Source organism: Pseudomonas sp. UYIF39 (assembly GCF_029963765.1).
In the GTDB taxonomy this organism is placed as follows: Bacteria; Pseudomonadota; Gammaproteobacteria; order Pseudomonadales; family Pseudomonadaceae; genus Aquipseudomonas.
Genome location: NZ_JALBYU010000028.1, coordinates 69828 through 79912, shown reverse-complemented (window position 1 = coordinate 79912; position 10085 = coordinate 69828). Strand labels below are relative to the sequence as shown.

Sequence of the window (10085 nt, the reverse complement as noted above, 5' to 3'; positions counted from 1 at the left end):
TTTTACATTCAGCATAGATGTTGGCAGGTATACCGCTATCGTCGGAACGCCGCCCGGACCAAGCTCGCTCCCACAGTGGCTCGGTGTTGATCGATCGGACAATATTCAGCGCGAAAACCACGTATCCTCTGCGCCCGTTTCACGTTCAACTTCGCGAGGACAGTTTGTCTAAAGGTATCGCTCTATCGGTTTCAGCCTCGGTGCTGTTTGCCGTTATGTATTACTACACTTCGTTGCTCACGCCTTTGAGCGGCGTGGAAATCTTCGGCTGGCGGATGCTGCTGACCCTGCCATGCATGACCGTGTTCATGGCGGTCTCCGGTGAATGGAAACGCGTAGTCGCCCTTTTTCGGCGGCTAACTGGCCAACCAAAATTGCTCGCTGGCCTAATCCTTTCCGCGACGCTGCTTGGCCTGCAACTCTGGCTGTTCATGTGGGCGCCGCTCAACGGCTTTAGCCTCGACGTGTCCCTGGGCTACTTCCTGTTGCCGCTGTCCATGGTGCTGACCGGGCGGTTCGCCTATGGCGAGCGACTGTCTTACCTGCAAAAGGTTGCCGTGTTTTTTGCGTCCCTCGGCGTGCTCAACGAGCTGTACCAAGTCGGCGGTTTTTCCTGGGCGACCTTGCTGGTCGTCATCGGTTATCCGCTGTACTTCATCCTGCGCAAACGACTGGCGACCGACAATCTCGGCGGTTTGTGGATGGACATGGCGTTGATGTTACCCGTGGCGTTCTGGTTCGTTCAGGGCGGTGAACAGGGTTTCGCCGTGTTCGATCAACACCCGTGGCTCTCGCTGCTGATCCCGTTGCTCGGCGTCATCAGTGCTTCGGCGCTGGTGGTCTACATCATCGCCAGCCGACTGCTGCCGTTCAGCCTGTTCGGGTTGTTGAGTTATGTCGAGCCGGTGCTGTTGCTCGGCGTCGCGTTGCTGCTGGGGGAAAGCATCAAGCCCGGTGAGTGGCTGACCTACATCCCGATCTGGTTGGCGGTGGTGGTTCTCGTGTTCGAAGGGTTCAAACATCTGGTCCGGCATCAACGAAAATCGATGTAGGACCCGCACGAAAAAGCCCGGCCAGCATTGCTGCTGACCGGGCTTTTTTACATCTGAAACGGCTTAGTCGGTGGAAAGCACGCCACGACGAACCTGGTCGCGCTCGATGGATTCGAACAGCGCCTTGAAGTTGCCTTCGCCGAAACCATCGTCGCCTTTACGCTGGATGAACTCGAAGAACACCGGGCCCATCAGGGTTTCCGAGAAAATCTGCAACAGCAGACGCTTGTCGCCCGACTCGGACGAACCGTCCAGCAGAATGCCGCGCGATTGCAGTTGATCAACCGGCTCACCGTGGTTCGGCAAACGGCCTTCGAGCATTTCGTAGTAGGTTTCTGGCGGCGCGGTCATGAAGCGCATGCCGATGCTTTTCAGGTGATCCCAGGTTTTGATCAGGTCATCGGACAGGAAGGCAACGTGCTGGATGCCCTCGCCGTTGAACTGCATCAGGAACTCTTCGATCTGCCCGGCGCCCTTGGACGACTCTTCGTTCAGCGGGATGCGAATCATGCCGTCCGGCGCGGTCATGGCCTTGGAGGTCAGGCCGGTGTATTCGCCTTTGATGTCGAAGTAACGGATCTCGCGAAAGTTGAACAGTTTCTCGTAGAAGTTCGCCCAATAGGCCATGCGACCGCGATACACGTTGTGGGTCAGGTGGTCGATGATCTTCAGGCCGGCCCCGACCGGATTGCGGTCAACACCTTCGATGAACACGAAGTCGATGTCGTAGATCGAGCTGCCTTCGCCGAAACGGTCGATCAGGTAAAGCGGCGCACCGCCGATGCCTTTGATCGCTGGCAGGTTCAGTTCCATCGGGCCGGTTTCGATGTGAATCGGCTGGGCGCCCAGTTCCTGGGCCCGGGCAAACGCCTGCTGGGCATTCTTGACGCGGAACGCCATGCCGCACACCGACGGACCGTGCTCGGCCGCGAAGTACGAAGCGACGCTGTGGGGTTCGTTGTTGAGGATCAGGTTGATCTGGCCCTGGCGGTACAGGTGCACGTCTTTGGAACGGTGGGTCGCGACCTTGGTGAAGCCCATGATCTCGAAGATCGGCTCCAGGGTGTTCGGGGTTGGCGATGCGAATTCGATGAATTCAAAGCCCATCAGGCCCATTGGGTTTTCGTATAAATCTGCCATGGTTGGCGCCTCATCATTTTCTTGTCAATTAACGGATCGTTAGTTGCTAGCAATGCTGAGACCGGCGGGTGGCGCGCAGGAGATGCCCCGCACGCTGCGGGCGAGGAAGTCACCGTAGATCAATTGAAACCCAAAACTCTTCATTGTCGACCCAAGGCTCTTGCGGGCGAGGCTTCTGCTGCCAGAAGACGATTATTCTTATATGCGTAACCCGATTCTACACAGCGTAAATCGGTTTGTCCGCCTTCTGTATCAAATCCCCTTTTTCCCTGCTCGCGCAAGGGGTTTGTTGCACAGGAAAATCCCCGCGAGGATCAGCCCTCCTCCCAGGCACATCGCCAGGGTCAACTGCTCGCCTAACAACAGCGCACCGAGGATCACCGCGGTCAGCGGGTTGAGGGCGATGAACACGCCTGAACGCGTCGCGCCGATTTTGCGAATGCCGTCGTAATAGCCGATATAGGCCAGCGCCGAACCCAATACGCCCAGGTACATCAGACTCATCCATTGCTTGGGTCCGAGGCTGGCGAGTGCAGCAACACTCAACTCACCGCGAACAGCACTGGTCGCCCACAGCATCAGCGTGCCCAACAGAATCGAGTACGTCACCGTTTGCACCGGCCCCAGGGTTTGATTCAAATCTTTGGAGAACAGCGAATAAACGCCCCAGCCAAGCACACAGCCGAAGATCAACAGATCGCCGATCCAGGCATCGGGATTGCCCGCCAATAATTGTGGGTTACGGCTGACGATCACCAGGCTCGCCCCGGCAATACAAATCGCGATTCCGAAAACTTTTGCTCGACTCAAGCGCTCCTTGAACAACAGCCATGACGCCAGCCCGATCACGGCCGGGTTCAACGCCACGATCAACGACGCCCGTGAGGCATTGATGTAGCGCAGGCCATAAAAAAAGCACAGGTTGTAGAAAAAGATCCCGAAAAACCCCAGCAGTGCCAATTGCAGCCATTGCCTGGAGCTGGGCCTTGCGAGAGGCACGCGGGCCAGTAGCAGAAACAGCAGCAACGCCACGCTGGCCAGCAAAAATCGCAGGCTGGCGGCAAACAAGGGGCTGAGGCTGTCGGCCAGAAACCGCCCGGCGACAAAGGTGCCGCCCCAGATCATGGTGACGGCAGCCAGTTTCAAATAAACCGGGACATCCGAAGGGTTGGACAGGCTTTGCTCATAGGTCGTCATAGGTTGCCAGAACGAGAATCGGGAGAGATGACGTATCATTCGACTAATACCTTCTCATCGTAAAATGAGTAAACACTCATGACCCTTACCCAATTGGCGATATTTTCTCTGGTCGCCGAGCTGCACGGTTTTACGGCGGCAGCCAATCGCTTGGGTATTTCCCAATCCGCGGTCTCTCATGCCCTCAAGTCGCTGGAACAGGAATTGGGCGTCGAGTTGCTGCATCGGCATCAATCCCAGGTCGAACTCAGCGACATCGGCCAACAGCTTTTGCTGCGCGCCCGGGCGATGCTGGGTCTGGCCAACACCTTGCGCCAGGAAGCGGCCGATGCGCGAGGAATGAAACGCGGCACTTTGCGCATCGGCTCGTTTGGCCCGACCTCATCGATCAAACTGCTGCCGCTGATCCTGCAGCATTACCGCGCGGCTCACCCGGGCATTGAGGTCCACATTGACGAAGGCCCGGACCGACAGGTGATCCAGTGGCTGGAAGAGCGGCGTATCGATGTCGGATTTGTGGTGTTGCCCGAGGAGCGGTTCGACACCTTTGCGCTGATCGAAGACCAAATGGTCGCGCTGCTACCCGTCGATCATCCGCTGGCCCGCCACGACAGCCTGAGCTTGAGCGATTTGTGTCACGACCCCTTTGTCTTGACCGAGGCCGGTTCGTCAGAACTGGTATCGCGGCTATTCAGTGCCGCACGGCTAACACCGAACATCCGTTATCGCTGCTCGCAACTACTGAGCACACTGGACACCGTTGGCCGAGGCGACGCGCTGACGGTCGTCGCCGAAAGCTCATTGCCCGACGACCGCGACAGCCGCTATGTAAAAAAACCGCTGTCGCCACCGGTCGCCCGTCAGGTCGGTCTGGCGGTGCTCGACCAGCGCCATTCATCACCCGCGACGCTGGCTTTTATCAAACTGGCTGAGCGTCTGAACTACCGCTGAGCGGTACACGTGCCGAGGGCCAACTATCATGGCCTCTACCTGAACTCTTTTTGGAAGGCGTCCGGTCCTGCCGATTACCTGACTGCCCACGGCGTGAACTTCTTGCAAGGTTATCTGTTCGGTCGGTCGATGCCTGGCGCGGACTTCATTAACGCATTAAGTCACCATTAACTAGCGACGCTAAGAGACGAGACAAGGAGATCGCGCACCAATTTGAATCAAAAGACTACTGTTGTTACATGAAGAAAAAGACAGGATTTACTCTTGGCCAATTAACTACTACAATTTTTCATGCCTGCGCTAGATTGGCAGGTGAGCCATTATCACCGAGTCGCTTCAAGGCTCTTGGCTTATAGCTTTGTTTGCGGTTGGTATCAGCCAAACACACTATTGGAGTAAAGATATTGTCCAGACTCGCTGAATTTCGTGCAGCTGAAAAGGCCCTTCAAGAGCAGCTCAAGCAGCTGGAATCCCTGAAGAATGATGCCGGGCTCAAGAAAGAAATCGAATTCGAAGAAAAGCTCCAGGGGCTGATGAAAACCTACGGCAAGAGCCTGCGCGACATCGTCGCCATTCTCGATCCGAACCCGGCAAAATCCGGTCTGCAACAGGCAACAGCGCCTAAAACCCGCCGCGCTCGCGTGGTCAAGGTTTATCAGAACCCGCACACCGGTGAACTGATTGAAACCAAGGGTGGCAACCACCGCGGCCTGAAAGCCTGGAAGGAACAATACGGTGCAGCTACCGTTGATTCCTGGCTGCGCGGCTAAGCACTCGCGGTGACAAAAAAGCCCTGCCAATGCAGGGCTTTTTCATGGACGCCTTCTAAATGCAACGATTGGCGTCGATCAACTCGCTGCTTGTTGAATAACTTTATGCTTAATCCCTTTGGTATCTAAAAATTTCCGAATGCGCTGAAACCGGCAGCCATTGAAATCTTTAACTAAAGTTTCAAGCTGTTACGGGCTGCCTCTATTTCATCCTGACTTGCCTTATAAACCTCTGCCTGCCCCGCGTAGGAAAGAACAAAGGCCTTATCGCCATCCACGGCGGCAACCAATGTTTGAGAGAGCACATGCCTTCCGTTCTGCGTGATCGTGCAGGTAGTTTCCAGCGCTGATAAGCGGCTCAAGGTCGTCGGGTGAATCTTGTTGCAGACACTTTGATAACCGCCTTGAAAGAAGCCCTTCTGCACCGACTTGCGCATCTCCAGCAATACGCCCTGCAGATTCACCTGATGACCACTTTCCACCTGAGTCATGGTCAACTCCATCACCATCACCGGCGTGCCACCCTGATCTTTTTTCACCGCACGCTGGCGGGAAACGTGGGTGTTGGCGTCATCTTGCGGGACGGCTTCGACTTCCCAGCCGTTGGGCCAGGTCATGACTGGCGCGTCCGCGTGAGCACTGTTAACACCTGAAAGCACACAGATCAGGACGAACATCGATTTACAGAAACGAATCATTGCAATGAACACTCACGGATTGAACCGTAAAGTCTGAGCCTCGCCCATCTGTCAGGCAATAGCCGACGCTTTGGGTTTGGTGATGTCCGAACCCTTGCGTATCATTGTCGCCATTCGTTAGCCCCACTTATTTTCCGGAGGGCCCATGAGCCTGCACGAATTGAACACCTTCCCAGGCGTGACTGCCCAACCTGACACCGCCACCCAGAAGTTCGTCTTCAACCACACCATGCTGCGGGTCAAGGACATCACCAAGTCCCTGGATTTCTACACGCGCATTTTGGGTTTCTCGCTGGTGGAAAAACGCGACTTCCCGGAAGCCGAGTTCAGCCTGTACTTCCTGGCGCTGGTCGATAAAAACCAGATCCCGGCCGACGCTGCTGCCCGCACTGAATGGATGAAGTCGATCCCCGGCATTCTCGAACTGACCCACAACCACGGCACCGAGAACGACGCGGATTTCGCTTATCACAACGGCAACACCGACCCGCGTGGCTTCGGTCACATCTGCATCTCGGTGCCGGATATCGTCGCTGCGTGCGAGCGCTTCGAAGCGCTGGGCTGCGATTTCCAGAAACGCCTGAATGACGGCCGTATGAAGAGCCTGGCGTTCATCAAGGATCCGGATGCCTACTGGGTCGAAATCATTCAGCCAGCACCGCTGTAAAAAGATCGCAGCCTGCGGCAGCTCCTACAGAATCGAGCCTGACCTGGCTTTTGTAGGAGCTGGCGAAGCCTGCGATCTTTTGATCCACCTACAAAAAACCCCATGATCGCTCATGGGGTTTTGTGTTTTCAGCGTCGGGTTTTTATGCCGGAGCCGAGGTGCGGATCAAGTGATCGAATGCGCTCAGGGAGGCTTTGGCGCCCTCGCCCACCGCAATCACGATCTGCTTGTACGGCACGGTGGTCACGTCACCGGCAGCGAACACACCCGGCATTGAAGTCTCACCGCGAGCATCGACGATGATCTCACCGCGAGGCGACAACTCGATGGTGCCTTTGAGCCAATCGGTGTTGGGCAGCAAACCGATCTGCACGAAGATCCCTTCCAGCTCGACGGTGCGCAACTCGTCCGACTGACGATCCTTGTAGCGCAGGCCGTTGACCTTCTGACCGTCGCCCAACACTTCAGTGGTTTGCGCACAGGTGATGACAGTGACGTTCGGCAGGCTGTGCAACTTGCGCTGCAAGACCGCATCGGCGCGCAGCTGCACGTCGAACTCCAGCAGGGTCACGTGGGACACAATGCCAGCCAGATCGATCGCCGCTTCGACGCCGGAGTTACCGCCGCCAATCACTGCCACACGCTTGCCTTTGAACAGCGGACCGTCACAGTGCGGGCAGTACGCCACGCCTTTGTTGCGGTATTGCTGCTCGCCCGGGACGTTCATTTCACGCCACCGCGCACCGGTCGCCAGGATCACGGTCTTGGCTTTCAGGGTTGCGCCGCTGGCGAAGTGGACTTCGTGCAGCTCGCCGTTCTTGCCCGGCACCAACTTGTCGGCGCGCTGCAGGTTCATGATGTCGACGTCGTATTGCTTGACGTGCTCTTCCAATGCCACGGCCAGTTTCGGCCCTTCGGTTTCCTGCACGGAGATGAAGTTCTCGATGGCCATGGTGTCCAGCACCTGCCCACCAAAACGTTCAGCCGCCACACCGGTACGAATGCCTTTGCGGGCAGCGTAGATCGCGGCCGAAGCACCGGCCGGGCCACCGCCGACGACCAATACGTCAAAAGCTTCTTTGGCGCTGATCTTCTCGGCCTGACGCTCGATGCCGCTGGTGTCGATTTTGGCGAGGATTTCTTCCAGGCCCATACGACCCTGACCAAAGTTCTCACCGTTCAGGTAAATGCTTGGCACGGCCATGATCTGACGGTCATCGACCTCAGCCTGGAACAACGCGCCGTCGATGGCGACATGGCGGATGTTCGGGTTCAGTACCGCCATCAGGTTCAGCGCTTGGACTACGTCAGGGCAGTTCTGGCAGGACAGCGAGAAGTAAGTCTCGAAGCTGAACTCACCCTTGAGCGAGCGGATCTGCTCGATCACTTCAGCGCTGGCTTTCGATGGGTGGCCGCCGACTTGCAGCAAGGCCAGCACCAAGGATGTGAATTCATGGCCCATGGGGATGCCGGCGAAACGCAGGCTGATATCGGCACCCGGGCGGTTGATCGAGAACGATGGTTTACGCGCATCGTCACCGTTATCGAGCAAGGTAATCTGGTTGGAAAGACTGGCAACGTCTTTGAGTAATGCGAGCATTTCCTGGGATTTCGCACCGTCGTCGAGGGATGCAATGATCTCGATCGGCTGGGTGACCCGTTCCAGGTATGACTTCAACTGGGCTTTAAGATTGGCGTCCAACATACGGGCGATTTCCATGCTTTTAATAGGGAGTGAATTCGAAAAAAAAACGCCCGAGCGAATCTCGCCCGGGCGTTTTTATTGGGCGGTTGCAGCTTACTTAGGTGCGGAAACCCGCCCTGATGATGCGGTCCACAGACTTAGATCTTGCCGACCAGGTCCAGGGACGGAGCCAGAGTGGCCTCGCCTTCTTTCCACTTGGCTGGGCAAACCTGGCCTGGGTGAGCAGCGACGTACTGAGCAGCCTTGATTTTGCGCAGCAGCTCGGAAGCGTCACGGCCAACGCCGCCATCGTTCAGTTCAACGATTTTGATCTGGCCTTCAGGGTTGATTACGAAGGTGCCACGGTCAGCCAGACCAGCTTCTTCGATCAGCACGTCGAAGTTGCGGGAGATGGCGTGAGTCGGGTCGCCGATCATGGTGTACTGGATTTTGCCGATGGCTGGCGACGTGTTGTGCCAGGCAGCGTGGGCAAAGTGGGTATCGGTGGAAACGCTGTAGATCTCGACGCCCAACTTCTGGAACGCCTCGTAGTTGTCAGCCAGGTCTTCCAGTTCGGTCGGGCAAACGAAGGTGAAGTCCGCGGGATAGAAGAACACGACAGACCACTTGCCTTTCAGGTCAGCGTCCGAAACTTTTACGAAGTCGCCATTTTTGTAGGCGTCAGCTTTGAACGGTTTAACTTGGCTGTTGATGATAGGCATCGATGACTCTCCGTCAGGGTTGAAAAGTTTGGTTGAGAAGTTGATGGAGTGAATCCTACCCACTCGATTGCCGGATCGCTCATTGGCAAAGCTCATGCTGCTCATTGGTTTTCGCTATTAGCCGAACGTATTAATAGAAGAAAACTTACTTAGCAGCGCCAATGGTTTTTTCCGCGAGCGGTGTCATCCCGAGAAACGGGCTGGCTTCAACATAGCGCATGGCGGACTTCATATCCTTCCAGCCCACGTAAGTCATCAACGACTTCAAGTCCCACCCGCTCTGATGCGCCCAGCTGGCAAAGCCGCGCCGCAATGAGTGACTGGTGTAATGCTCGGCCGGGATGCCGGCGCGTTCCAGCGCCTGGCGCAGTAACGGGATCACGCTGTTGGCGTGCAGCCCCTCCTCGCTCAGGTGGCCCCAACGGTCGATGCCCCGGAATACCGGCCCACGGACCAGCGCGGCTTCGGTGATCCAGTCGATGTACGCCTGCACCGGGCACAGGTGCTGCAACGCTGGCGTCTGGTAAGTCTTGCCGAGGTTTTCGCGGTCACTCTTGGTTCGCGGCAAATAGAGCGTGATGCCTGAGCCGGCAGCCGCTTGCACGTGCTCGATCTGTAACCGGCACAACTCATCGCTACGAAAGCCGCGCCAGAAGCCCAACAGAATCAGCGCCCTGTCGCGCCTGGCCCGCAAAAGGGCAGGTTGATCGTGCTCAGATTTTGCGGTTTGCGCTTCTTGCTCCAACCAGGCAACCACTTGCTCCAGATGCTGAAGCTGTAATGGCTCGGCCTGTTTTTCTTGAGCCGGGTGTAGCGCGCGAATGCCCTTGAAGACCTTGCGCACTACCGGCGCCTTGGTGGGGTCGGGAAATCCCTGACTGTTGTGCCATTGCGCCAGTGCTGACAAACGCAACTTCAAGGTATTGATCGACAGCACGCCCGCGTGAGCAACGAGGTAGCGCGCGACGCTGTCGCTGGTCGCTGGCAGGAAGCCGCCCCAACTGACTTCGAAATGCTCGATAGCCGCCCGGTAACTGCGACGGGTGTTGTCGCGGGTGGCTGCTTGCAGGTAACGATCCAGCTCAGTCATGGGCTCAACTCTCTAAAACGTACCGCTTTGGCGGGTGAAAACGCGCCTCAGGGCTCATCACACGGGGTAATACCAGTATATCCCGCATGAATACTTAACGTATTTTAAGTTTTT

The 10085-nt window shown here is 56.8% G+C and carries 10 protein-coding genes; 4 read left to right on the top strand and 6 right to left on the bottom strand.

The window, feature by feature from the left end:
- The first annotated feature begins 164 nt into the window (after positions 1-164).
- Complete coding sequence (gene rarD, locus MO767_RS26825) at positions 165-1052, top strand: EamA family transporter RarD (RefSeq protein WP_282482995.1); 888 nt, start codon at positions 165-167, stop codon at positions 1050-1052.
- Between the two features lie 63 nt (positions 1053-1115).
- Here the strand turns inward: rarD and hppD are convergent, their stop codons facing one another.
- Both hppD and MO767_RS26815 read right to left on the bottom strand, forming a co-directional pair.
- Positions 1116-2192 carry a 4-hydroxyphenylpyruvate dioxygenase gene (gene hppD, locus MO767_RS26820; protein WP_008155142.1) on the bottom strand — a complete coding sequence of 359 codons (1077 nt, stop codon included), beginning with the start codon at positions 2190-2192 and terminating at the stop codon, positions 1116-1118.
- A 252-nt stretch (positions 2193-2444) separates the two neighbouring features.
- Positions 2445-3389 carry an EamA family transporter gene (locus MO767_RS26815; RefSeq protein ID WP_282482999.1) on the bottom strand — a complete coding sequence of 315 codons (945 nt, stop codon included), beginning with the start codon at positions 3387-3389 and terminating at the stop codon, positions 2445-2447.
- Between the two features lie 78 nt (positions 3390-3467).
- Here MO767_RS26815 and MO767_RS26810 point away from each other — a divergent pair, with 78 nt between their 5' ends.
- Positions 3468-4340 (top strand): LysR family transcriptional regulator, encoded by an 873-nt coding sequence (locus MO767_RS26810; protein ID WP_282482994.1) that lies wholly within the window; start codon positions 3468-3470, stop codon positions 4338-4340.
- A 404-nt stretch (positions 4341-4744) separates the two neighbouring features.
- Positions 4745-5110 (top strand): histone-like nucleoid-structuring protein, MvaT/MvaU family, encoded by a 366-nt coding sequence (locus MO767_RS26805; protein WP_282482993.1) that lies wholly within the window; start codon positions 4745-4747, stop codon positions 5108-5110.
- A 173-nt stretch (positions 5111-5283) separates the two neighbouring features.
- Here the strand turns inward: MO767_RS26805 and MO767_RS26800 are convergent, their stop codons facing one another.
- The gene (locus MO767_RS26800) at positions 5284-5808 is read right to left on the bottom strand and encodes a DUF4946 domain-containing protein (RefSeq protein WP_282482992.1); all 525 of its coding nucleotides are present in this window, start codon (positions 5806-5808) and stop codon (positions 5284-5286) included.
- Positions 5809-5953: 145 nt separating this feature from the next.
- On the opposite strand from MO767_RS26800, the gene gloA reads away from it, so the two are divergent.
- Positions 5954-6475: a lactoylglutathione lyase gene (gene gloA, locus MO767_RS26795; protein WP_046054068.1), complete on the top strand. Its 522-nt coding sequence runs from the start codon at positions 5954-5956 to the stop codon at positions 6473-6475.
- 142 nt (positions 6476-6617) lie between these two features.
- Here gloA and ahpF read toward each other — a convergent pair whose 3' ends face one another.
- The 3 genes from ahpF to MO767_RS26780 all read right to left on the bottom strand — a co-directional run bounded on the left by ahpF (position 6618) and on the right by MO767_RS26780 (position 9971).
- Positions 6618-8180 (bottom strand): alkyl hydroperoxide reductase subunit F, encoded by a 1563-nt coding sequence (ahpF, locus tag MO767_RS26790; RefSeq protein WP_282482991.1) that lies wholly within the window; start codon positions 8178-8180, stop codon positions 6618-6620.
- A gap of 137 nt (positions 8181-8317) precedes the next feature.
- On the bottom strand, positions 8318-8881 hold the full coding sequence (gene ahpC, locus MO767_RS26785) for an alkyl hydroperoxide reductase subunit C (RefSeq protein ID WP_282482990.1): 564 nt from the start codon (positions 8879-8881) through the stop codon (positions 8318-8320).
- Between the two features lie 145 nt (positions 8882-9026).
- Positions 9027-9971, bottom strand: coding sequence for a site-specific integrase (locus MO767_RS26780; protein ID WP_282482989.1), 945 nt, complete (start codon positions 9969-9971; stop codon positions 9027-9029).
- Positions 9972-10085 lie beyond the last annotated feature (114 nt).

What these genes read in the sequence shown, in the direction of transcription:
- gloA (WP_046054068.1), top strand. Translation starts at nt 5,954, where the DNA reads ATGAGCCTGCACGAATTGAACACCTTCCCAGGCGTGACTGCCCAACCT.
- ahpF (WP_282482991.1), bottom strand. Translation starts at nt 8,180, where the DNA reads ATGTTGGACGCCAATCTTAAAGCCCAGTTGAAGTCATACCTGGAACGG.
- MO767_RS26815 (WP_282482999.1), bottom strand. Translation starts at nt 3,389, where the DNA reads ATGACGACCTATGAGCAAAGCCTGTCCAACCCTTCGGATGTCCCGGTT.
- MO767_RS26810 (WP_282482994.1), top strand. Translation starts at nt 3,468, where the DNA reads ATGACCCTTACCCAATTGGCGATATTTTCTCTGGTCGCCGAGCTGCAC.
- hppD (WP_008155142.1), bottom strand. Translation starts at nt 2,192, where the DNA reads ATGGCAGATTTATACGAAAACCCAATGGGCCTGATGGGCTTTGAATTC.
- MO767_RS26780 (WP_282482989.1), bottom strand. Translation starts at nt 9,971, where the DNA reads ATGACTGAGCTGGATCGTTACCTGCAAGCAGCCACCCGCGACAACACC.
- ahpC (WP_282482990.1), bottom strand. Translation starts at nt 8,881, where the DNA reads ATGCCTATCATCAACAGCCAAGTTAAACCGTTCAAAGCTGACGCCTAC.
- MO767_RS26800 (WP_282482992.1), bottom strand. Translation starts at nt 5,808, where the DNA reads ATGATTCGTTTCTGTAAATCGATGTTCGTCCTGATCTGTGTGCTTTCA.